The 23,109-nt window shown below is 50.5% G+C and carries 23 protein-coding genes and 1 pseudogene; 16 read left to right on the forward strand and 8 right to left on the reverse strand.

From position 1 onward, the window contains the following. The first annotated feature begins 360 nt into the window (after positions 1 to 360). The 10 genes from A7C91_RS01915 to A7C91_RS01955 all read left to right on the forward strand — a co-directional run bounded on the left by A7C91_RS01915 (position 361) and on the right by A7C91_RS01955 (position 8,048). Positions 361 to 1,800, forward strand: a complete 1,440-nt coding sequence (locus A7C91_RS01915; protein WP_068664425.1) for an FAD-dependent oxidoreductase — start codon at positions 361 to 363, stop codon at positions 1,798 to 1,800. Continuing rightward, on the forward strand, positions 1,797 to 2,303 hold the full coding sequence (locus A7C91_RS01920; protein WP_068664427.1) for a 4Fe-4S dicluster domain-containing protein: 507 nt from the start codon (positions 1,797 to 1,799) through the stop codon (positions 2,301 to 2,303). The genes A7C91_RS01915 and A7C91_RS01920 overlap by 4 nt, the downstream gene beginning before the upstream one ends. Continuing rightward, a complete protein-coding gene (locus A7C91_RS01925; protein WP_068664429.1) occupies positions 2,300 to 2,572 on the forward strand; it encodes a (2Fe-2S)-binding protein in 273 nt (90 codons plus the stop codon). The genes A7C91_RS01920 and A7C91_RS01925 overlap by 4 nt, the downstream gene beginning before the upstream one ends. Then, positions 2,565 to 3,731, forward strand: coding sequence for an NAD(P)/FAD-dependent oxidoreductase (locus A7C91_RS01930; RefSeq protein WP_068664431.1), 1,167 nt, complete (start codon positions 2,565 to 2,567; stop codon positions 3,729 to 3,731). Before A7C91_RS01925 ends, A7C91_RS01930 begins: the two co-directional genes overlap by 8 nt. Positions 3,732 to 3,893: 162 nt before the next feature. Continuing rightward, complete coding sequence (locus A7C91_RS01935) at positions 3,894 to 5,804, forward strand: KamA family radical SAM protein (RefSeq protein WP_199920080.1); 1,911 nt, start codon at positions 3,894 to 3,896, stop codon at positions 5,802 to 5,804. Between the two features lie 78 nt (positions 5,805 to 5,882). Continuing rightward, positions 5,883 to 6,560 carry a UMP kinase gene (gene pyrH, locus A7C91_RS01940; protein ID WP_068664433.1) on the forward strand — a complete coding sequence of 226 codons (678 nt, stop codon included), beginning with the start codon at positions 5,883 to 5,885 and terminating at the stop codon, positions 6,558 to 6,560. Between the two features lie 178 nt (positions 6,561 to 6,738). Next, on the forward strand, positions 6,739 to 6,852 hold the full coding sequence (locus A7C91_RS12495) for a putative toxin-antitoxin system toxin component, PIN family (protein ID WP_394326664.1): 114 nt from the start codon (positions 6,739 to 6,741) through the stop codon (positions 6,850 to 6,852). A gap of 254 nt (positions 6,853 to 7,106) precedes the next feature. After that, positions 7,107 to 7,298 carry a hypothetical protein gene (locus A7C91_RS01945; RefSeq protein ID WP_068664435.1) on the forward strand — a complete coding sequence of 64 codons (192 nt, stop codon included), beginning with the start codon at positions 7,107 to 7,109 and terminating at the stop codon, positions 7,296 to 7,298. A 70-nt stretch (positions 7,299 to 7,368) separates the two neighbouring features. Then, entirely contained in the window at positions 7,369 to 7,776 is a 408-nt protein-coding gene (locus A7C91_RS01950) for a radical SAM protein (RefSeq protein ID WP_234394485.1), read from the forward strand. Continuing rightward, positions 7,773 to 8,048: an SPASM domain-containing protein gene (locus A7C91_RS01955; protein ID WP_068664439.1), complete on the forward strand. Its 276-nt coding sequence runs from the start codon at positions 7,773 to 7,775 to the stop codon at positions 8,046 to 8,048. The genes A7C91_RS01950 and A7C91_RS01955 overlap by 4 nt, the downstream gene beginning before the upstream one ends. A 438-nt stretch (positions 8,049 to 8,486) precedes the next feature. Here the strand turns inward: A7C91_RS01955 and A7C91_RS11015 are convergent, their stop codons facing one another. After that, a complete protein-coding gene (locus A7C91_RS11015; RefSeq protein ID WP_199920082.1) occupies positions 8,487 to 8,762 on the reverse strand; it encodes a hypothetical protein in 276 nt (91 codons plus the stop codon). Positions 8,763 to 8,822: 60 nt separating this feature from the next. On the opposite strand from A7C91_RS11015, the gene A7C91_RS11020 reads away from it, so the two are divergent. Both A7C91_RS11020 and A7C91_RS01970 read left to right on the forward strand, forming a co-directional pair. Further along, complete coding sequence (locus A7C91_RS11020) at positions 8,823 to 9,014, forward strand: hypothetical protein (protein WP_199920083.1); 192 nt, start codon at positions 8,823 to 8,825, stop codon at positions 9,012 to 9,014. Positions 9,015 to 9,422: 408 nt separating this feature from the next. Continuing rightward, positions 9,423 to 10,799 (forward strand): hypothetical protein, encoded by a 1,377-nt coding sequence (locus tag A7C91_RS01970; protein ID WP_068664445.1) that lies wholly within the window; start codon positions 9,423 to 9,425, stop codon positions 10,797 to 10,799. Positions 10,800 to 10,813: 14 nt separating this feature from the next. Here A7C91_RS01970 and A7C91_RS01975 read toward each other — a convergent pair whose 3' ends face one another. Together A7C91_RS01975 and A7C91_RS01980 are read right to left on the reverse strand one after the other, a co-directional pair. Next, positions 10,814 to 11,212 carry a hypothetical protein gene (locus A7C91_RS01975; protein ID WP_068664447.1) on the reverse strand — a complete coding sequence of 133 codons (399 nt, stop codon included), beginning with the start codon at positions 11,210 to 11,212 and terminating at the stop codon, positions 10,814 to 10,816. A gap of 121 nt (positions 11,213 to 11,333) precedes the next feature. Further along, the gene (locus A7C91_RS01980) at positions 11,334 to 11,555 is read right to left on the reverse strand and encodes a hypothetical protein (protein ID WP_068664449.1); all 222 of its coding nucleotides are present in this window, start codon (positions 11,553 to 11,555) and stop codon (positions 11,334 to 11,336) included. A 630-nt stretch (positions 11,556 to 12,185) separates the two neighbouring features. On the opposite strand from A7C91_RS01980, the gene A7C91_RS01985 reads away from it, so the two are divergent. The 4 genes and pseudogenes from A7C91_RS01985 (at position 12,186) to A7C91_RS02000 (ending at position 17,111) form a co-directional block, all read left to right on the forward strand. Then, on the forward strand, positions 12,186 to 13,505 hold the full coding sequence (locus A7C91_RS01985; RefSeq protein ID WP_068664451.1) for an NAD(P)/FAD-dependent oxidoreductase: 1,320 nt from the start codon (positions 12,186 to 12,188) through the stop codon (positions 13,503 to 13,505). Positions 13,506 to 13,604: 99 nt separating this feature from the next. Continuing rightward, entirely contained in the window at positions 13,605 to 15,341 is a 1,737-nt protein-coding gene (locus A7C91_RS01990; protein ID WP_068664453.1) for an endonuclease/exonuclease/phosphatase family protein, read from the forward strand. A gap of 169 nt (positions 15,342 to 15,510) precedes the next feature. Next, positions 15,511 to 16,221 (forward strand): M48 family metalloprotease, encoded by a 711-nt coding sequence (locus tag A7C91_RS01995; RefSeq protein WP_068664455.1) that lies wholly within the window; start codon positions 15,511 to 15,513, stop codon positions 16,219 to 16,221. A gap of 381 nt (positions 16,222 to 16,602) precedes the next feature. Further along, positions 16,603 to 17,111 (forward strand): annotated as a pseudogene (locus tag A7C91_RS02000) (RNA 2'-phosphotransferase). On the opposite strand, the gene A7C91_RS12270 reads toward A7C91_RS02000, so the two are convergent. The 5 genes from A7C91_RS12270 to A7C91_RS02020 form a co-directional block, all read right to left on the reverse strand. Further along, the gene (locus tag A7C91_RS12270) at positions 17,042 to 17,518 is read right to left on the reverse strand and encodes an MFS transporter (RefSeq protein WP_324609498.1); all 477 of its coding nucleotides are present in this window, start codon (positions 17,516 to 17,518) and stop codon (positions 17,042 to 17,044) included. The pseudogene A7C91_RS02000 and the gene A7C91_RS12270 overlap by 70 nt on opposite strands. Before the next feature lie 336 nt (positions 17,519 to 17,854). Continuing rightward, positions 17,855 to 18,331, reverse strand: coding sequence for an MFS transporter (locus tag A7C91_RS12275; RefSeq protein ID WP_324609499.1), 477 nt, complete (start codon positions 18,329 to 18,331; stop codon positions 17,855 to 17,857). A gap of 87 nt (positions 18,332 to 18,418) precedes the next feature. Continuing rightward, on the reverse strand, positions 18,419 to 19,579 hold the full coding sequence (locus A7C91_RS02010; protein ID WP_068664457.1) for an NAD(P)/FAD-dependent oxidoreductase: 1,161 nt from the start codon (positions 19,577 to 19,579) through the stop codon (positions 18,419 to 18,421). Positions 19,580 to 19,584: 5 nt separating this feature from the next. After that, positions 19,585 to 21,069 carry an FAD-dependent oxidoreductase gene (locus A7C91_RS02015; protein WP_068664460.1) on the reverse strand — a complete coding sequence of 495 codons (1,485 nt, stop codon included), beginning with the start codon at positions 21,067 to 21,069 and terminating at the stop codon, positions 19,585 to 19,587. 131 nt (positions 21,070 to 21,200) lie between these two features. After that, positions 21,201 to 22,817: a sodium/proline symporter gene (locus A7C91_RS02020; protein WP_068664462.1), complete on the reverse strand. Its 1,617-nt coding sequence runs from the start codon at positions 22,815 to 22,817 to the stop codon at positions 21,201 to 21,203. Positions 22,818 to 23,109 lie beyond the last annotated feature (292 nt).

Raw genomic sequence — 23,109 nt, forward strand, 5'->3', positions numbered from 1 at the left:
TTTGGGTTCTCCGGCGAGAGGATAGTGGTGAAAACACAATATCCCTCTGATGAAAGAATTCTGACAATTTTAGTACTCAGCATTGGTGTCATAGCGGGGTAGCTCTTTACAGGGCTCGCAAGAGAAAAGGGCTCTAGCCCAGGGTTAAACACCTTGCAGGTTTACACTATGGGTCTATAAAGTTTCCCTGCTGGGGGTCGTTAGATTCACATGCAGTACCAAATAAGATCTGAAACGGACGGATTTGAGTTCTTTTCCTTTTCTCTATATACCTCTCGGCTCGAAAACCAAAGGTGAAGAACCTTCGGGTTGAAAAATTTTCATAAGCTCAGTTCTTTACCAGTTCATAGGTGACGGTCAATGCGCCTCAATGAGCATCCTGTTCTGAGATTTGAGCACGGCAGGGAAATCACGATATACTTTGAGGGACGGCCAATCAGGGCCTATGAGGGTGAAACAATAGCTACGGCCCTTCACGCCGCTGGAATTAGGGTTCTAAACTACTCGCCCAACGAGAAGCGCCCAAGGGGCCTCTTCTGCGCCATCGGCAAGTGCTCCTCCTGCTTGATGGTAGTGAACGGAATTCCAAACGTGAGAACCTGCATAACACTCGTCGAGGATGGTATGAGGATAGAGCGCCAGCATGGGAGGGCGAAACTGCCGAGAGAAGCCAAACCACCAGAGTTCAGGGACGCAAAGGTAGTAACTGCCGACATTGTCATCATCGGCGGCGGGCCTGCAGGACTTATGGCAGCAATTCATGCGGCGGATGCGGGAGCTAGGGTTGTTCTCCTCGATGAGAACCACATGCTCGGCGGCCAGCTCGTCAAGCAGACGCACAAGTTCTTCGGAAAGCGCGAGCAGTTCGCCGGTGTTAGGGGCGTTGAGATAGCGAGAATCCTTGAAGAGGAACTCAAGAAGAGGGAGAACATTGAAATATTCCTTGAAACTTCCGCGGTGGGAATCTTTCAGGAAGGCGATGAAAAGCTCGTCTTGGCAGTCAGGAAGAACCGTGAGCTATTGGAGTTCAGGGGGAGGGCCATCGTAGTGGCCACAGGCGCGATGGAGAAGATGATACCCTTCGAAAACAACGACTTGCCGGGAATCTATGGTGCTGGAGCTATTCAAACGCTCATGAACACCTACGGCGTAAAACCTGGTGATAGAGTTCTCATCGTTGGAGCTGGAAACGTGGGGCTTATCTTGGCTTACCAGCTCATACAGGCGGGCGTAGAAGTCAAAGCAATAGTCGAGGCGATGCCGAAGGTCGGCGGCTACTTCGTCCACGCGGCGAAGGTCAGAAGGCTTGGCGTTCCGATACTCACGAGGCACACGATTCTTCGCGCTGAGGGAAAGGAGAAGGTAGAGAGAGCTGTTGTGGCTCAGCTCGACGAGAACTGGCAGGTAACTCCCGGGACTGAGAAAACTTTCGAGGTTGACGTCATAGCCCTTGCCGTTGGACTAAGGCCGAGCATAGAACTTCTTCACCAGGTGGGCTGTCAGATAAAGTACGTCCGCGAGCTCGGCGGTCACGTGGCGGTTCGCGACGAGTGGATGGAGACAACCGTTCGGGGAATCTTCATTGCTGGTGACTCAGCCGGAATAGAGGAGGCGACTACTGCGATGCTTGAGGGGAAGATAGCGGGTATTGCCGCGGCTCTCAGACTCGGCATAGCCAATGAGAGCTGGGTGAAGGGGCTTGAGACTGCCCAGCGCGACCTCGATGAGTTCCGCTCCGGACCGTTCGGCAGGCACATCGCTGATGGGATAAGGAAGATACTGGCGGAGGTGAGAGCATGAGCAAGATTCCCGCTTACCTTCAGAGGGGATACATAACGCCTGAGGAGCTCTTCTCGATAATCCCAAAGCCAAGCGAGGAGAGGCTAAGGAAAAGGCCCGTTGCCGTTCCTGAGTGCCCCCAGGAGATTCCGTGCGCCCCCTGCAGAGAAATATGTCCCACCGGAGCAATCAGCATGCCGACCCCGAACGATTTGCCGGTCGTTGACTATGAGAAGTGCATAGGCTGCTCCCTTTGCGTCCAGATTTGTCCCGGGTTGGCCTTCTTCATGGTTCACTACGTCGGCGACAAGGCCCGGATAACGATGCCTCATGAACTTCTCCCAGTCCCTGAGAGGGGCGAGGAGGTTGTTCTTCTCAACAAGGTTGGGGAGCCAGTCGGAATGGGGAAAGTCATAACCGTCGTCCCGAGGGAGAAGAGCAAGGGGGACACGCCGATAATCGTCGTCGAGGTGCCGATTGAGCTGGCGTGGGATGTAAGGGCGGTTAAGGTGGTGAGAGAATGAGCGGGAAGAAAATCGTCTGCCGCTGCAACGATGTAACCGTTGAGGACGTCGAGAGGCTCATCGACTCAGGCATCACCGACATCGAGGAAATTAAGAGACTCCTCAGAATAGGCATGGGGCCATGCCAAGGAAGGACTTGCATTCCGATTGTAATCTCAATCCTCGCAAGGAAGACCGGGAGGAAACCTGAGGGGATACCCCTGCCTAAAGCGAGGGTTCCCATCAGGCCCGTCCGCGTTGAGGTTCTCGTGGGTGGTGGCGATGAGTAGAATAGCGGTAATCGGCGGCGGGATAATCGGCGTTGCTACGGCCTACGAGCTGGCGAAGCTGGGGGAGGAGGTAATTCTCTTTGAAAAGAACTACTTCGGCTCTGGCTCCACCTTCCGCTGTGCAACCGGCATAAGGGCACAGTTCACCGATGAGGCGAACATAAGGCTCATGAAGTATTCCATCGAACGCTGGGAGAAGCTTGGAGAGGAACTCGAAGCGGAGATAGGGTTCAGGCACTCGGGATACCTCTTCCTAGCCACGAGCGAGGAGGAGGTCGAAGCCTTCAAAAACAACATAAATCTCCAGAACAGATTTGGGGTCTCCACAAGGCTAATCGAGATGGACGAGGCCAGAGAAATCGTTCCCATCCTGAACACCGAGCCGTTCTTGGCCGGGGCCTGGAACCCCATGGATGGTAAAGCAAATCCCTTCAAGACGCTCTTCGCGTATCTGGCCAAGGCCAAGGAGCTGGGCGTCGATGCCAGGGAGCACACCGAGGTAATCGGAGTAGAGCGCGAAGGTGATGAGGTTAAGGCGGTTAAGTTCAGGAGCAACGGGAAGGTTGAGAGTGTTAAGGTCGATGCCGTTTTAAACGCCTCCAATGCATGGGCACCGCTCATAAACGAGATGGCAGGGCTTAAGAAGGACCTGATCCCGATAACCCCTTACAAGCACCAGCTTGTGAAGACCGAGCCTCTTAAGGAAGGTCAGGTCGAACCGTTGGTATGCCCCCCAAGCTGGAACGACAGCTACGTTATTCAAGACGGCGAGGACGGCGGAATAATCTGCGGCTCGGGAATAGAGCACGAGGCCAAAAGTCTGGACGACTACGAACCAACCTACAATTTCCTGAGGGGCGTGCTGAGATACGCAGTGAAAATAATTCCCGCCATCAGACACGCCCATATCGTTCGCCAGTGGGCCGGCTTCTACGCTAAAACGCCTGACAAGAACCCTGCCATAGGAAGGCTCCTCGACAACTTCTACATCGCTGCCGGCTTCAGCGGCCACGGCTTCATGATGGCTCCAGCGGTTGCCCAAGCGATGGCGGAGTTCATGACCAAAGGAAAAAGCAAAGTGCCCCTCGACTGGGAGTGGTACGACCCGTACAGATTCGAGCGCGGCGAACTGAGGAGCTCGGCCTTTCAGATAGGCTGATATATCCCAAAAGTCTGCCAAATATTCTTTTGTTTTCTACACTATGTGACGCAGGTTATTCGAGAATGGGAGTAAAATTTAAATAGATATTCTCAGAATTAATGCACGCATACGTACTTCCACGCCTCTTTCTGTCCTCTTCAAGGTCAGGAGGTGATCACCGTGGTTAGGGTTGAGAGTGCCCTTTCAGCCTTTGGGGTTGAGAAGTCTCCATGGGGTCTTGAGCAGGGGGTGGGGCACGGAGAATTCATGGAAATCTTCGAGCCACTTCCAGAAATAGGCGAAATTCTCCAGAAGAGCGAGAGTCTTGAGGAGGCAAGGGAGAAGCTCCTGGAATTCACGAAGAACCTGGGGTGGAAGTTCAAAAGCGGCGAGATAGATGTAAGCCCAATAGACAGGTGGCTCGCCATCTATGCCTGCGACGTCTTTGAGAACATTCTCTCGCCATACAACGAAAAGGCAGCAGGCTTCTCAACGCTGGAATATCTCTGGAAAGCCGCCAAGGGCGACGAAAAGACCCTCAGTATTATCACTAAGGGATTCCTCGAGGAGTTCAGGCACCTCTTCCTTGCCATGTCTGGTAAAGCCAACTACTCCAAGGGCTGGCTTGGGCCGAAGCTGGAAAAAGCAAGCATAGTTTCACCCGATTTCAGTAAGGTTCATGGCAGGGAGGCAGGGAAGCTGCGCTCCGACTACCTCGATAAGGTCTACAAGTACATAAAGGCCTGGCTCGACCGCTATCCGAGTGGACTCGACGAGAGGATAATCAAGAAGAGGGAGGAGCAGAGGAAGCAGCTCGAGGAGTACTGGGGCATAGACGATGAGGAGTGGTTCGACTACAGGTGGCAGTTCAGCCATGTCCTCAAGGGCAGGAAGGGCCTTGAAATCCTCAGAGAGCTCAACGAACTTGGCATCGTCAAGGTTCCAGAGGAGGATCTGGAAGAAGTCGAGAGGGCAGTCAAGTATCGCATTCCCTGGGGAATAACACCTTACTACCTCCACCTCTGGGACTTTAAGGAGCCCTACAAGGAGGACAGGCACGTCAGAAGGCAGGTGATGCCGCCCAAGTGGTACATGGACAACATGATACTCCACCGCAAGGACAGAGAGTACGCCTTCGACTTCATGGGCGAGCACGACACCTCTCCGATAGACCTCGTCACGAGGAGGTACGTGATGATAGCGATCCTCAAGGCCTTCGACACCTGTCCGCAGATATGCGTCTACTGCCAGAGAAACTGGGAGGTCCTTGAACCCTTTATGGCAGGCTCGTTCCCAGGATGGGACAAGATAGAGAAGGCTATAGCGTGGTTCGGCGAGCGCGAGTCGATGATAGACGTGCTCATAACAGGAGGAGATCCCTTCGCCCTGAGCAACAAGATTATAGACAAGATAATGTCCCGTCTGGGCGAGTTCGACCACGTCATTAACATCCGCTGGGGAACAAGGATTCCAGTGACCGTCCCAATGCGCGTAACTGAAGAGCTGGCCGAGATACTCGGATCGTATATCGAACCAGGCAAGAGGAACGTGGCCGTCTCGACCCATATAGAAACGGCCTACGAGGTGACCCCAGAGATGGCCAGGGCAGTCTACAACCTTAGGAGGCAGGGAATATACGTCTACAACCAGCTGGTCTACCAGAGAAACGTCAGCAGGCGCTTCGAGAACGTTGCACTTAGAATAGCCCTCAAGAAGATCGGCATCGATCCATACTACACCTTCTATCCCAAAGGTAAGATCGAGCAGAGAGACTACCTCGTGCCGATAGCGAGGGTCATCCAGGAGAGGAAAGAGGAGGCAAGGCTCCTACCGGGCCAGTTCAGGACTGACGAGCCAATCTTCAACGTGCCGAGGATGGGCAAGAACCACCTAAGGGCCTGGCAGGACAGGGAGCTCATAGCCATAAAGCCCGACGGAAGCAGGGTATACCTCTTCCACCCGTGGGAGAAAGGCATCAGCGAGACGAAGCTTTACACCTACACGGACGTCCCGATAGAGGAGTATCTCCGCTATCTGGAGAGCATCGGGGAGAAGAGGGAAGACTACGAGACCATCTGGTACTACTACTGAGGGCTTTCTACTCTTTTTGATATTGTAATGGCAAGAAAAGGTTATAAAGGAGCCCCGATTAGCATCGTGAGGGTCATCATGAGGATAGTTTTTGACATAGGCGGTTCAGTTCTCGTTCCGGACGATCCCGACATCGATTTTATCAAGGCCATCGCATATGAGCTCACCAAGATAAGCGAGGACCATGAGGTGGCTGTGGTAGTCGGCGGCGGCAAAGTGGCGCGCAAGTACATCAAGGCCGCGAAGACCTTTACGCCCAACGAGACCTTCAAGGACTACATAGGAATTCACATCACCAGAGCCAACGCAATGCTCCTAATAGCTGCGCTCGGCGAGAAAGCTTATCCCTTCGTCGTCCAGGACTTCAGGAAGGCCTGGGAGGTCATACAGCTCAAGAAGATACCCATAATGGGCGGAACTCACCCAGGACACACGACCGATGCGGTCGCTGCCCTTCTCGCCGAGTACCTGCAGGCCGACCTTCTGATCGTGGTCACCAACGTTGACGGTGTCTACGACAGCGATCCGAGGAAGAATCCTGACGCAAAGAAGCTCGACAGGATAACCGTGGATCAGCTCGTTGAAATTGCCATGCAGGGCGAAAGCAAAGCTGGAGGGAGCAGCGTAGTTGATGCCCTTGCTGCGAAGTTCATCCAGCGCGGCAAGATAAGGACATACATCGTGGGCAAGAAGGACGCTTACAGCCTCTTCGATGTGATAAAGGGGAAGCACAGCGGGACGGTTGTGGAGCCGTGAGGTTTCTTTCAATTTTGCTTCACAACGTTTATAATTGATGAGCTCGTGGAGAGTGGCGAGTTCTCAAGCCGGAGCGAGCTTATGAATCTCCTGAAGAGCTCTGGGAGACATATAAACTCCTCGCGAAGGAGAGGAGGGTTCCATCGGAGGAAGAAATCGAAAATTTCGGGCCTCGTCAATCCTTGTTGAGCCTGCTGAGCATTTTGAAGTCTCGCCTGACCCGGATGACAACAAGTTTTTTGACGCGGTGTATTCAGCCAGGGCGGATTTTCTGATAAGCCTCGACAACTGACGCTGAGGGACGAGAATAGAAAATTCGTTTAGAACGGGCACGAGTTTCTAATTCTAACTCCAGCCGAGTTTCTTAAAGTTTAAGTTATATTGCAAACTCCTGAACTTTTTATTGCCAAAGTATTAATTAGTGCACACAACACAAACATACGAAATGCTGGGCGCTACCACTGGAACAGCCATGATTCAGTTGGACTCTAAAGTTATCCTTTTATTTTTGATTTTTATACTTCCAAACATAAAGAGGTGGTTATGGTGAAGTATAATGTGACCATTAGGGAGGAGCCATTCGGAGTGTATGTTCACTTAAGAGAAGGTGCTCAAGTCAGGATAGTATCCCCTGTAGAGGAAGTCGTTTCAGGATTTCTCGAGGAGCCATCAGACATGATGGAAGAGATCTTCGAAGTCTCACTCAGCTCAATGGACACAGTAGAGACTGGAGACTAGAGACTAGAATAATAACACCATCCAAAACTCCAGTTTTAGTCCTTCAGCTCCTTATGATGTGTCAGTAGATGTGACCAACGCGTGCAATCTATCATACCACCACTGCTATGCAAGTGCTTTGCACCGCGGGAAACATGCCCGCTTTATGGATCTCGTCAGGATATTGTCAAAATTAGATTCAGCAGGAGCCACTCATCTAGCTATTACTGGAGGAGAACCTTTCCTTCACCCCGAACTGGAGAGAATAATCCGGTACATTTACCTCTCAACAAAACTCAACTTCACTGTGCTAACGAACGGAGCCATATTCCGCGAGGAGGTTATTAATCTCCTGTCTAAGGTTAGAGAGGTGGGGGGTCTTTTTATAAGCCTCGATGATGTGGACAGCGAGAACCATAACGAATTCAGGGGAACACCAGGTGCGTGGGAGCAAACTGGAGAATCAATAAGATTAACAAAACCGAAATCCCATTTATGAAATACCAACTGGAGCGTCTTGTTGAGAAGTACTCCACAGACACGTTCAAGGTAATGTTAGGTGACTTCGGGTATACATTTACTTGGGAAAAACATCCAGACTCTTTTAGCACGCTAAAGGAACTAAATTTAGCAGGAGTCTGTGCTGCAAGAAGAACTCTCCACTTGGACAATTCAGGGAATGTATACCTATGTTCTCTGTTTCTAGGCCATAAGGAGTTCATAGCCGGAAACCTCATTAAACAGGATTTCTATGACTTCTGGGTAAACTAGGAGGTGCTAAATACTTTCAGAAGCAAGAGGGTGATTACCTTAGAAAGCACAAACTGTTCAAAATGCCAATTTTCAACATCTGCAAAGGTGGATGTGCATACAACTGATATGCATTTTACGGTACTATCAACCGGAAGGATCCCCTATGTCCGCACATAGAGAAGGTTCAAATGGGCAACTAATCTTTCTTCTGTTCTATTTTCTACTCTCCGTCTCCATGTACCTACCGGGACCCTATTTCGTACTGTATCTTAACGCGTACGTCGCCCTACCTTGGATTGGTTTGGCATACCCCTTGAACAGAGTCCCCAATCTTCTGCTAGAGTATCCATCCGGGGTGCTGGCCGATAGGGTTGGAAGGATTAAATCAACGATGTTGGGTTCATTTTTGCTTGGAATGAGTATGCTTGTACTGGTGATTTTTGAAGCACCCAAGGGTTACATTGTAATTCTCTCCGCCGTACTTGGAAGCGCGGGAATGGCTTTCATCTCCGGTTCCTTAGAGGCCTGAGCGGTGGATACCTTTGGCAGGGCCAACTTGAAAAAATTGTTCTCCAAGATGGGAACACTGAAGAACACTGATGGGGTGGTCGTATCAGTGTTAGCTGGGATTTCTGTCAAATATATGGGCCTGAAATGGCCACTGTTGCTCTCCGGTGCCTTGGGCGTTCTTTCTCCAGCAATGTTATTTTCCTGAAAGATAACAGGGGCCATCATGACAGCAGAACAATCCTATTAAAAAATCTAAGGATGTTTAGGGACATCAGATTTTCTATGCTGGTGCTGATTATTCTTTTAGTATCCTCAATGCTCTCAGTGTTCTTTGTGATATGGCCGATAACCCTGAGGGATGTGGGCATAGATGAACTTGGGTTTGTGTATTTCGTGCTAATGACCTTTATGGCCATAGGTAGTTACCTCGCAAGAAGGACATCCAGTGAAATAAGAGGGTACAGATGTTCCTAATTGGTGGCACCGTCATTACATCGACCGTAGCCCTACTGCTAAAATCAAACCCCACCAAACCTACTGCAATGTTAATATTAGTGCTTCTGTTTGTCTTTGAGATATTAATCGGTTCATACTACGTCTTTATCGCTCACCTGAGGAACTCTGTAATCACTTCTGAGATACGAGCTTCAGCTATTTCAATGATTTCACTGGTAAACTCCGGGGTTGGTATGGTAGTGCTACCCTTGTTCCTCGCCCTGGGAAATCTAGCCACAACAAATAGCACAAACAAGCCCTTTCAATGTGAGGAGGAAGTCATACAGAACATACACCCCCTTTTATTGTTATATATCGTTATATATTTTGAACAAACAAACAGAAAACTTATAAACTTTTAACACCAACTTATATTGGGTGATATAGATGATTAAAGTAATATTAAAACCCATTGCATTTATTTTTATCATCTTTCTTATTGTAGGAAATTATACTGCACCTGCTGAGGTTACTAGGAGTAATGTTCAAGTTGATGGAGCTTTAGGAGTATTATACAATATAGGAAAATTCATTGTAACACCATTCAAGGCAGTATATTACAGGTACCAAATTGAGAAGGGAGAAACAGTTATTAGCATGGAAGTTGGAACTGAAAAATCTAAAATTTATACACCTGACGATTACATTGAAGACTACTTTGAATTCCAAGGAAAACTATCCAAGTATTACAAGCCACTCAGCCAACCAAAAATAGGAATCAAACCAAACTTTACACTTAAGAAAATTGAACATGGACAAGAAGGAGCCGATATGTGGTACTCTTTTACAGCAAAAGACTTGGTTGATGACCTGCAAAGCAAACCAGTACAAGAAGTCTTTAAGGCCATCCTGGATGCAATGTATGGGCAGTATGATAAAAAAATCATCAATGAATATGTCAAAAAAGACTACTGGTGTGGAAGGGGAGTATGTGATTTCGATGGGGTAGGAGCCTTCAAGCGAATCAAAAGCTTAGAAGAGCTCAACCTTCCCCCAACCCCAGAAATCCTGAGAGAATACACATTTATAAACTTATTCTACTTTGTTAAAGGGAGAGATGGTAATGACCCCACCCTGCCTTCAAAAGCAATTCTAGGTAAACCAATAGACTGTGATGGGTACGTCCTCTACCACTATGCAATGATTTACAACATAAACAGGTTACTGGGGATTAAGGCTGAATATTATCAAGTTGATGTCTACCCATCAGGGAGTGGTAATGGTCATTCAGAGTTGTTTGTGTACTACCCAGAAACTGGAACTTGGGAGATTTACAGTTACTTTGTTAGTGCCAGTTACTTTTACAAGTACAGGGGTGGAGTGAATGTAGAGGCTTATAGAAAATTGATAAAAGCTAAAAAGATTCATGCATTTGAATATGGGCATGGTTATCCAAGTAACGGAGATTTACCCACTTCCCAGTATGCTGTCACCTTCAGGGACGTTGGGATTTCAATGCTTTCAGAAGTGTATGTGCCTGCTGGGAAGATACAATTCAACAGTTTTGAAGAGGCACTGTACTGGTACTTGAGCCACCAGAAGCTGTATCATACAGATAAATTCTGGTTTGAAGTGTGGAAGCTCCCAACACCAGATGACCCATACTTGTACTATGTTAAAAACTGGAGTGACAGGGTTATATCTATCAGTGAGTTAAAACAGATACTTGTTGAAAGGGGATTGTACAGGGAAATTAATGTTTACATTAATAAGGGTAGGGCTCCAGAAAAGTTGGGAGACCCGAGCTGGGTTGTTAATGATTAAACAAAAGTTAAGAGTTAAGGATTATAGACTGGAGTTCCTTTCTTTATCCATTTTACAAAGTTTTTGTTGTGCATTAGATTATAAGTGATGGTTATGAGTGAGTACAGTGTTGGGAAAAGGTAGGTGGTGACTTTGGTTAATAGGTCGGGGGTGGTGGGTTTTAAGCCCAATGGGATTATTACTATGCTCAAACTGAGGGTTAGGAGGATGTTTGCTGTGGTTAGTCTGTTGTTCCAGGTTGTTTCAAAGGTTAGTATCAGGTTGACTGTGAGTGCTGTAAGGTAGAGGATGTTGAATAATAACCATTCAATTTGGCCCGTTTTAATTGAATTGTAAGTGTTTATTATTGGGATTGCATATAAGAGAACTGTGGTATACATAAGAAGTATGTCTGTGATTATAGTTATCTTCATACTGTCTTTCCCATAATTTTATTTTCTATTTTGCTTAAAAAATTAAATTTTGTTTGTGTTCAGAATTTGAGATACTTTTGACACTGTATGAATGTGTAAAATTGTGTAGTGCTTGATATGCTTATTCACTTAGGGCTCTTTCTATATGCTTTCTCATCAGTCTTTTTTCATCTGGTTGAGTGTTTGTTATGCTTTTGCTTATCAGTTTTTTGAGGAGTCTTTTAACTTCTTCTTCAAGGGCTTCGTAATAACTGGATGAGATTTGCATATATTTACCATATTTTTTTAGTTCTTCTTTAATCATTTGTTCAACTGGTGATTTTTTAATAATCTCTGTTTTCATTTTATTCACCATTTTATTATACTGAAAATCAGTCTTAGCAATTGAGGGGAGTGTTTATAAACTATTACTTTGTACTGTGAGTGATTTAACAGTGAAATTGAGGTTGGCTTTACCTGGTAAAGTAATTGTGGTTGGTATGGCTGTAATTGGAATTAGTGATGTGGCTAATCAACTATCCTTTGTGAGTAAAAGTTTTATAAGTCTTTGTGATTAGAGGTGAGTGTATATGGGGACTTGGGGTCGCCCTGAGTGGGGGTGAGACCGATGATTTACGCCCCAGTGAACCCAGAGGGGAGTTGAGGCTGATGAAACCCAAGTCCGTTGTGGGGGTGGATTTGAACGGGAGGACTTTCACTCACATATCAACCCAAAACCTCACGACGGACAGACCCCTTCGAGTGGATTATATGTTCACTCCTATTGGTTTTTGGCATGATTGTATTTGAACTCTGGAAAACGAAATACACACAGCAGGCTGGCTCAAGGCATTGAGTGCAATCGAAGCTCTCACCGGTGCCGTCTTCATGGCGCTTATCGTCGCCGTCATAGCTCGCAAATGGATGCGCTAATCAACCTTCGGTTAAGGGCAGATTTTTATATCTCCCCTTCATCTTTTCTCTGGTGGTGTCTATGAAAATCGTCGTCATCGGTTCTGGAACTGCCGGAAGCAACTTCGCCCTCTTCATGAGGAAGCTCGACAGGAAAGCTGAGATAACCGTCATCGGAAAGGAACCAACGATGCAGTACTCCCCATGCGCCCTGCCGCACGTGATAAGCGGCACGATAGAGAAGCCCGAGGACGTTATCGTCTTCCCTAACGAGTTCTACGAGAAGCAGAAAATAACCCTCATGCTTGGCACCGAGGCTAAAGCAATAGATCGCGAGAGGAAAGTTGTGATTACGGACAAGGGTGAAGTTCCCTACGATAAGCTCGTCCTTGCTACGGGCTCAAAAGCCTTCGTTCCACCAATTAAGGGCGTCGAGAACGAAGGCGTCTTCACGCTCAAGAGCCTCGACGATGTGAGGAAGATAAATGCATACCTATCCGAGAGGAAGCCGAAGAAGGCTGTCGTCATTGGCGCCGGCCTGATCGGTCTTGAAGGCGCGGAGGCCTTCGCAAAGCTCGGCATGGAGGTTCTCGTCGTCGAGCTGCTGGACAGGCTTCTACCCACGATGCTCGACAAAGATACTGCCAAGCTCGTTCAAACGGAGATGGAGAAGCACGGTGTTTCCTTCCGCTTTGGCGTCGGTGTGAGCGAGATAATGGGTAGCCCCGTCAAGTCCGTCAAAATTGGTGACGAGGAAGTCGAGGCTGATTTAGTTATCGTTGCCACCGGTGTGAGGGCCAACGTTGACCTTGCTAAAAAAGTGGGCCTCGAAGTTAACCGCGGAATAGTTGTCAACGAGCACCTCCAGACGAGCGACCCAGACATATACGCGATAGGCGACTGTGCGGAAGTTATTGACGCCGTTACCGGAGGGAGAATCCTCAGCCAGCTGGGAACTTCTGCAGTGAGGATGGCGAAAGTGGCAGCGGAGCACATAGCAGGAAAGGACGTCTCCTTCAGGCCCGTCTTCAACACGGCAATAACCGAGCTCTTCGGCCTTGAGATCGGCACCTTCGGCATAACGGAGGATAGGGCGAAGAAAGAGGGCATCGCAATAACCGTCGGTAAGTTCAAAGGCTCCACCAAGCCCGAGTACTACCCCAGCGGCAAGCCGATAACAGTTAAGGTCATCTTCAGAAAGGACGATAGAAAGCTCATCGGCGCGCAGATAGTCGGCGGCGAGCGCGTCTGGGGTAGAATAATGACCCTCTCCGCGTTAGCCCAGAAGGGCGCGACGGTTGATAATGTCGTTTACCTCGAAACGGCTTACGCCCCGCCAATAAGCCCGACGATAGATCCGATAAGCGTTGCGGCCGAGATGGCTTTGAGAAAGCTCAGGTGAGTCATTTTCTTTTCTATATCCCTTGTGAGGCCAAGCGAGACGGCCACTACGGGCAAACTTTAAGTCCTCCTAGGTCAAACCGCATACTTAGGTGATACCATGAAAGTGAGCGAGAAGGACAGAATGCTGCTCGGGATAGGAACTGGAGTTCTGCTGGCATCGAGTTTGAGGGTTTTCGTCGCTGGAGCTTACTCAAGTCTGGAGAAGACCTTTTTCTATGGTGTCAACTTTCCTTCGGCACTGGGGATAGTCCTCTTCGTAATCGCAGCGTTCTTAGTGGGTAAGATAAGCAGGAAGGTAGGAGCAGCGGTGATGGTCGCTTACGCTCTAGCGTCGCTCCTCACGGATGCAACGGAATACACCCACCTCATAGCAGCTCTGACCATTCCAGTAGCCCTCGCACTCGTCAAGGAACTAGACGTTAAATACTTTGCAATCGGCCTTGCGGCGGATTTGAGCTTAAGAGTTCTTGCCGTTGGCGGTGAGCCGATAGACTTCCCACACACGAGGGTTCTCCTGGCGGTTCTGGTGCTCCTTGCAGCCTTTGCGCTTTGGAAGGAAGCGGGAACACTCAAAAAGCCTGGCTTCGGCCTTTACGCCTTCGTGGCTCTAATTGAGCTTGGCCTAATCTATCCCAACGCTGTCCTGAGGTATTCCGGGGTTACTGTCTATTACCTCCCCCAGTTCATTGCCTACTCCTTCGTGATTGCTCTGGCAATTCTCGCTGGACCATACCTGGCCAAGAAATCGGGCATCGCATCGCTCCTCTTGGTTCTGGGCGCGGCGACGCTCTTCGTTGAACCGCTCGGCCTCCTCGGCCTCCCGCTGGCATTAGCTTCTTCACTTGCCCTCCTTGAGAACACCAAAGGAGGCCGCTTCGGAGTAATAGGCTCGGTTTACCTCTTCCTCGTGGCAACTTTGGCTTTGGGCGCCTACGTCGGTAGGGATATCGGACTGCCCTTCATGGAGGACAACCTTGAAGCCCTAATTCTAGCCACTTCCGTGATCTACGCCCTCGCGAGCTACAGTGGAAGTGCTGAGGTTAGACTTCCAAACGCAAAAGAAATAGCGAGCTCGCTCCTCGGCCTCGCAGTGGTTTCGATAATAGTTCTCGCCATATTCAATACAGGCCCAACTTACGTTGAGGCCAAGAGGGACATCCTTATCTGGACCTACAACGTCCACCAGGGCTTTGGACCCTACGACGGCACCTTCAACGGCTACGAGCTGATTAACCTCCTGAAGGAGCAGAAGCCCGATATCTGGGCGGCGCAGGAGGTCGTCGGTGGAATGATAGGCAACGGCTACCAAGATGTTCCCCTGATGATCTCCGCATACCTCGGCTATGCCTACGAGTACAAACCGGCCGTTGAAGGAACCTACGGCATAGCGGTCTTCTCGCACTGGCACATGAAGACGGAGAGTGAACTCAATCTCGAGAGCGTCGGACAGGCGAGGCCGGCTCAGAAGGTGACCATCGATGAGCTCGGGTTAACCCTCGTCAACGTCCACATGGGGCTCTCGCCCGAGGAGAGGGCGATGCAGGCGGAAGAGCTCCTCAAGTTCGCTGAAGCTTCGCCGGTGGCGCAGATAATAGCAGGCGACACCAACGCCGAGCCGGATGAGGAGGCGATAGCCATACTCACGCGCGAATACTATGACACCTTCGAGAAAAGACCGCCATACACCTTCAACTGGGGCAACATAGACATCGAAAACATAGACTATATCCTGCTCAAAAAGGGCTGGCCTGCAAAGGTCAAAGACTACGGCTGCCTCTGCGATGTGGAAGTTTCCGACCACAGGCCCATATGGGCCGTCATCGAGCTGCTGTGAGGTTTTACTCTTCCAACCTTTTTCGAAAATTGGACCACAACTCTTAAATTCCAAACCAGACGTATCTCTGTTCGGTGAAAATATGAAGAAGATTTCATTGATTCTGGTGTCCATTGCAACCGTCCTTGGTCTTCCCCTCATCATGAGATAGTGGGGCCGCAAAATCCTGATGGAAGAACTACCAAAGAAAGAGAAAAACTACAATCTGCTGAAGGCTGAGGTCATCTGTATCTTTGGGGCCTTCGTATTCTACTTCCCGACGATGATAGCCCTCGATTGGACCTCTTACGTGGTAGATAAGCTTCCCCTACCTGAAATATTCAAGGTGTTTGCATTTGCAGCAATCCTGCTTTTCTCGCTTCTCCTGTCAATCTTCCTCATCATCTACGAGACTGTCAAAGCAGGAATGAATATTACAGAGGAAAAGATTGAAAATCCAAAAAAAGGAGGTTCTAAAAGCTATCGCACTAATCCCGGGCCCAATCATTGGCTTTGCCTTTATCTGGCTGCTGCTGATGCTCTACCTGCCAGAGAGTTAACCTCAAAGTGGTGGTTCGACCTGCTCATGTACTTAATTCTAATACTCGCTTTCTTTGCGCTCTTTCCGCTCATCCTCATTAGAGTTGGGACAAGAAGCGAGCTCGGCCCCGAGCTTAAGGCCGGGCTAAGGAGGTTCTGTGAGGAGCAGGGAGCTAAAGTCAGGGACATCATCGTTAAAGGAAAGCCCGGCCAAAAGCTTACCAACGCCATGGTTACGGGTATAATTCCCCGCTACTGCTACGTTGTTTTAACCCGCTATCTGGTTGATAACTCCGAAGAGGACGAGATTAAAGCGGTCTTAGCCCATGAGATAGGGCACATAAAAGGAAAGCACCTCTAGATAAACGCGGCTTTGAGCATCAGCTGGTTCCTCTTCCAGATAGGACTCATTTACATCCTCCGCAAATTCAACGTTCAGCTGTTTTCCTCGCCGTGGGTTTTCTTCGGGAGTTTCTTCTTTGCCTCCTACCCCTGGCTCTTTGTTATTGAACAAGGATAGCCATAAGGAACGAGTTAAAGGCAGATGAGTTTGCGGCGGATGTCGTGGGACTTGAGCCAACTCTAAGGGCGCTTAAAAAGCTGGCCGAGCTCAACCTGCTGCCGGAAAAACGGGGAAATGGTTTAACCTGCTGAACAGACACCCTTCAATTGAAAAGAGGGCAGAGCATTTAAAACGTCTCACCAACCTTGAACCATGAACCGCGTGGAGGTCAGCAAGCTAATGGACTACATCCTGCGGCACTCGCCGGAGGAGTTCGGACTGAGGCCTGACGTGGAGGGCTTCGTGCCCCTTTCCGAGCTCGTCGAGGCCCTAAAAACTGTCTATCCAGACGTTACGGAGGAGTTCGTAAGAAGGACAGTCGAACTCGATTCCAAGGGTCGCTACGAAATCAGAGGAAACAAAATCCGCGCCTGCTACGGCTACAGCCTTCCGGGAGCCTGAACCACGAGGAGAACAGGGAAAACAAGATTCTCTACCATGGTACGCCGGGGAGGAACCTCGAGAGCATCCTCCGCGAGGGTTTGAAGCCCATGAAGAGGCAGTTCGTCCACCTCAGTACAATCAAAAGCGAGGCAATCGAAACCGGCAGGCGGCACGGGCGGGACGTGGTTCTTCTGGTAATAGACGTCGAATGCCTTCGAAAGAAAGGCTTGAAGATTTACAAAGCCTGGAAGAAGGTCAGGATAGTCGAGAGGGTTCCGCCAGAGTGCATCACTCTGGAAGTCTGACTGCCAGGAGAAAAGGCCAAGCCGAGGGGAACGAGCGTGCTCGTGAAGTTCAGCTCGAAGCTCATGCTCGAGAGATAGCCTCCGATGAACGGCCCAATCACCCAGCCAAGGCTCATCACCGCGTTGAGCAGGCCCATAGCCTGGCCCCTCTCTACGGCTTTTACCTTAGTTGCCACGTATGTGGACGAAACTCCAATGGTCATAGCCCACTTGACGCCCGAGAGAATCGCCACAGCAACCATCATGGGCAGGCTCTTGGCAAAGGCGTAACTGAGGAAGGCAATAGCATAGCCCGCTATCGCCAGAAGGTAGAACTCCTTTGCACCGTACCTGCCTATGAGCTCCCAAGGAGGTAGCCGCTTAAAGCAGCTGCGAGGGAATCTATGCCAAAGAGAAGGCCGACCCACTCGCTGCCAAATGTCTTTTCGAAGTATACCGAGACCACCGAATAGACCGGACCTGAAGCTACATTACGAGCAGAACTGTGAGGTAGAAAACGCCCAGTGAACCGCGCATGAGCCACTTGAATGCCGCACCCTGGAAGGTTGCATTCTCGCTTTCCCTCCCTTTCTGGACGAGTATAAGCTTTCTTGGAGCCCTCTTCGGCCTGGTCTCTCCCTGAGGAGGAGAACTATCGCAGAGGAGAGGACGGGGAAAGCCCCCGCTATGAGGAAGATTCCCCTAATCCCAACGTACTTATGATGAATCCCCCGGGGAAGTTGCCCAGCATGTAGCCTGCGTTCTCAATCGAGCCGAAGAGCCCATAAGCTGAGCCTACCCTCGTGGATAGCTCTGCTATCAGAGCTGAGTGAGCAGGCATCATGGCCGAGCCGAAGGCCCCTCTGAACAGTCCTCAGGACGAGGGGGGCGATGGGAGTGGATACGAAGGCCATGAGTGCGTAGATCGCGCCGGTGGAGACGAGGCCGAAAGATATGAAGGCCTTCCTGTTGTGCGTCCTGTCTGAGAAGTAGCCAAAGGGGTACTGAAAGACAGTCGAGGTCAGGTTGAAGGCCACGCTTAGTAAACCCACCATAAGCATGCCACCACCAAGGAGCCTCATGTAGAGGCTCAGATAGGGAAAGGCCACGCCAAAGGCGACGTTGGCCAGAAACATGCCTACAGATAACAGAACCACGTTCCGGCGCTTGATTCTTATTTTGCGAACCTCCTCTGCCTTCTCGCGCCTTCCCTGAGTTACGACGAGCTCCCTTCTGCTCATTGCTCGCGCCTAGGAGATTCCCCTTTATAAAATTTCTCCGGCTCTAAAAGCGCTGAAAACGCTTGAAAAGTCAAAGAAAGGAGGGACTCAGCCCATCTGGAGCGCCTGTCCCCTGAGCTCACCGCGCTCGAAGCGATACGGGTCGTACCAATCGACTGGAAGGTCGGTCCTACCCTTGGTTATCAAGTCAGCCACCATCTCGGCAACGGCCGGCGCCATCATGAAGCCGTGGCCGGAGAAGCCCGCAGCTATGTAGTAGTCACTCAGCTCCTCGATTTTTCCTATGGCAGGGTTGCTGTCGAGCGTTTTGGCATAGTAGCCCGCCCAGGTTCTCAGGATAAGGAGCTCCCGCAGGGCAGGGATTATCTTGGTGAAGTAATAGCTCACCCCACGCATGAACTCGTAGGTCGGCGTGAGATCATAGGTCGGCCCTATCTCGTAGCCCACACCACCAACGACTCCGCCGTGGCTGGTCTGGGTGAGGTAAGCGTGGCCGTACTTGAATGAGATGACCATGGGCTTTATGGCGTCCCTCTTGATGGGCTGGGTTATCACCGCCTGGTGCTTGTAGGGCTCTATCGGGATGCTCGTCTTTATTCCGGCCATCGCGTTGATGAGCTTGGCCCAAGCGTTGGTGGCGTTAACGACTATGCCCGTCTTTATGACGCCCCTGCTCGTCTTAAGGCCCTTTATCTCGCCCTTCTCGATGATGAAATCCTTGACCTCGGTGTATTCAACCAGCTTTGCCCCGAACTTCTCAGCGTTGAGGGCGAAGGCAGCGGTTGAGTGGAAGGGACTGGCCTTACCATCGGTCGGGTTCCATGATGCAGCTATCACCTCGCTTATATCGAGGAGGGGAACTATCTCCTTGGCCTCTTCTGGCGTTATGAGCCTCGTGGGGACGCCGAAGCGGTTCTGTATCGCTATGTTCCTCTTGAACTCCTCGACTTCCCCCTCATCATATAGCAAGAAGAGGTAGCCCGTCTGCTTGAAGGAGAAGCCATACTCCTTGCTGTATTTCTTCCACAGCTCCACTGAGCGCTTCATAACCTGAACGTTGGCTTCATCGTTGAACTGCTGCCTGATACCCGTTCCGCAGCGGAAGGTGGAGCCGGAGCCTATGAAGCGCTTCTCTATGACGGTAACTTCCTCACCGCGCTTGGCCAGCTCGTGGGCGAGGGTAACGCCTATTATCCCCCCGCCGATGATTACGATTTGACTCTTCTCGGGGAGTTTCCTCGTCGGCATGGCAATCATCCCCTAGCGGCAGTAACCTTCATCCTCACGTTTTTGAGTGGAGGCCTCGCAACAGGCAGATCGATCTTCGCCATGTCGGTTCCCGTTCTCTGGGAGACCACCACTGCGCCGTTGAAGAGGCAGAATCTTCCCTGACAGAAGCCCATGGCAAGGTGCGTCAGGCGCTTGATTATCTGCAAGTCCGTTATGCCCTGCTTGACGACGTCGTCAACCTTCTTCAAGCTTACATCGCAGCCGCATATCTGGATGTCCTCGAGGTTGAACTCCTCGAAGGGTATCCTGTGAATCGGAACAGCTTCAGGCTCGTACTCCTTCAACCTCTCCTTGTAGATACAGGGGTTAGCCTCGTAGCCTAACTCCTGGAGAATGTACGCTCCAACAAGCCTCCCCTCAAGGTAGTTCGCATAGTGCGGCTTTATGCTGACAGCGCTTCCCGCTACGTAAATTCCATCCCTTATCCGGTGCTTTGAGTCGAGAACAGGGGTGTAATAGCCCCTCTTGAAGCGAAGCTTTCCTCCAGCTTGGGTTATAGGGTTTATGTCGGGCCTCCTACCGTCGGAAACAATGACGGCATCAACCTCGTAAACGTTGCCGTTCATGTCTATGAGTCTTTCAACCTTCTCGTCTCCCTCGACGCGCTTTGGATTCGGAACGACGACGTAGTCAATTCCCCAGCGCTCCAGCTCAGGAGTTACATCCTCGGGCCTGCTTCCAACGACGGCGACCTTCCTCCCGGGAGCGACTCCCCAGACGTTCATAACCTCCAGCGCGAAGTCCCTCCTGAAGACACCTGGAAACTCGTTATTCTCGAAGAGGAGGATGTTGTCCACCGATCCAGTGGCCAAAACGATGCGCTTAGCCATTATCTCGATGAGCTGGTTTTCCCTAACGACTGGAACGAGGAAGTACTCACCCTCGTCGAAGACTCCCAATGCTATAGTCTTCCTGAAAACCCTAATGCTCTCGTTGAACTTCCCGGTGAGCCCTTTGATGACCCCCTTTGGCTCGCCCTCAAAGCCTTCCTGGGGGAGGCCCTTGAGCCACATGTCGCCGCCGAGCCAGCCGCGCTCCTCGATGAGGGCAACGGTCAGATGCTCCTGAATCTCCAACGCTGCCCCTATCCCGGCGGGTCCAGCACCTATTATAGCGACGTCAACGACTTGCCTCAGAACTGGCTTGCCCTCGTCAACCTTAACGGCCTCCTGAAAGTCGCCGTAACCCTGCCTTTCAAGTCTCATTCCGTTCCTTACTGCGGTCTTCCTCGCGTTGACATTCCTGACGCCGTTAACAACCATCGGAACCGGGCCGAAGGTGAAGGCCCCGCGCTTTCTACCTTCCGTGCTCGTGGTGAGCCAGTAGATTCCGTTGGCGAGGAGGGCCACCGTTATCTTCTCTCCCTCGTAGGCCTTGAGAGGTTGGCCTTCAAAGTAAATAGTGATTCTCCCAGAAGGGTCCTTCTCGGTTAGATCAAGTTTGCGCATGCTCCCACCTCGAAGAATTTTAAGCCAGCGTTCGACCTTATACACCGATGCTTATAAACATTGGGTTGTCCAAAAATGGTTCTCAACGTTAGGTTAAATCTTACCACCCCCAAAATAGAAATGAAGGGAAATCAGGCGAGTCCCGTCGCGAGAATGAACTCTGCGACGTTTTCGACCTGACTCTTGGCCCTGGCCTGCATAACGGTCTTGCCGCCCTTCTCAATGGGCACCTTCCTAAATATCTCATCGTGGAGCTTGATTACCTCTTCAGACGGCTTAGTGAGCAGGCTGACGACAATTATGACGAACAGCGTCACGAAGAAGTTTATGAAGAACACTGGCACGGCGTTGAACCACTGGCCTAAGGTGCCGAAGAAGCCAGGAGCATCCGGGTTGAATGCCCAACCGTATATCTTAGCCTCAAGAATGACCTCGCTGATGAGACCGTAGGCCATTCCTATTATTCCGCCCTCTTTGGTAACGCGTTTCCACCAGAGGCTCAGTGTCAGTATCGGACCAAAGCCAACCGCGAGGCCGCCCCAGGCAGTGGCGACCATTTGGTAGACGACCTTATTGCCAGTGAGGGCGAAGTAGAGGCCCACCAGGGCGATACCCGTAACGACTATCCTCGCAATATTGACCATCTGCCTCTTGCCGAGCTCTTTGCCGAGAACCTTGTGGTAGAAGTCCCTCGCGATGGCGGATGAAGCCACTAGGAGCTGGGAATCCGCAGTACTCATGACGGCCGAGATTATGCCCGCTATGACGAAGCCCGCCAACCAGCTGGGCATCAGTTCAACCGCCATAGCAGGGATGACCTTCTCCGGGTCACTGACCTGGAGGATGCCCGTCTGATACATGGCGTAGCCGAGAAAGCCCGTGAAGAAGGCTCCCCAGAGGACTATTATCGTCCAGATGCCGCTGATGAATATACCCGGCCTCCTGAGCTTCCTCGGATCCTCAACGCTCATGTAACGGGTAACTATGTGCGGCTGTCCAAGGTAACCAACTATCCAGCTGGCATAGCCTATGGCAAAGATTAGGGCAGCCCATCCCGTTGCTCCACCGAATGGGTCGAGATGCGTTGGGTTGCTCGCGGCTATGATTTCCGTGGCCTTTCCAAAGCCGCCAACCCTTGCAAGCGCCAAGAACGGGACGATTATGAGGGTCAGTAGCATGAACATGGCCTGAACAACATCAGTCCAAACGACGGCGAAAAAGCCACCGGTGATAACGTAGGCAGTGAGGATTATCACCGTCAGGATTATTCCCATGTTGTCGCTTATCCCAAAGCCCTCCGCAAAGGTCTTTCCTCCGGCGGTAAACTGGGCCGCAACGTATGCCGTCATGAATATCACGATGATTAGCGCTCCGAGAATCCTGATAAGCTTGGTGTCATCCTTGAGCCTTGCCTCAAGGTAGTCAGGAACCGTTATGGCCCTGAACTTTCCGGTGTATATCCTGAGCCTCGGCCCTATAAGAAGGTAGTCAGCCAGAGTTCCAAAGAAACAGCCAACGGCTGCCCAGAATGCTCCGAGACCGCTCTTGAAGGCCGCTCCGGGATAGCCGAGCATCAGCCAGCCCGAGAAGTCGCTCGCCTTGTCACTCAAGGTGGCTGCCAGGACATGGACTTTCCTTCCTCCGACGAAGTACTGGTCTTCAGTTTTAGTGTAGCGGTTGGCCCACCAGCCTATATAAGCAAGGAGGACAAGGTAAATCAGGAAACCGAAGAGTATTCCCATGTTCATACCTTACCCCCCTTCCCGAGTTCTTCCATAAGGTCTTCGTCATAGGCCAGAATCTCGTCGTCTACGTAGTACTCCTTGCCCGTTATCTTGTCCCAATAGCCGTAGAGCACCATCACCAAAATGCCCAAAATAGTTGGAACCAAAAGGGTCGCCCAAGCTGCACTACTTAGACCCATTTTGAACCCTCCCGAATATATATGCTGACTAATGATCAGCAACATTCAATAGACACCAAAATATTATAAACCTATCGTTGAAAACTATTGATTGAGATTGCGAGTTAAGTTGGGCC

Origin of the sequence: Thermococcus piezophilus (assembly GCF_001647085.1) — an archaeon.
Lineage (GTDB): Archaea > Methanobacteriota_B > Thermococci > Thermococcales > Thermococcaceae > Thermococcus > Thermococcus piezophilus.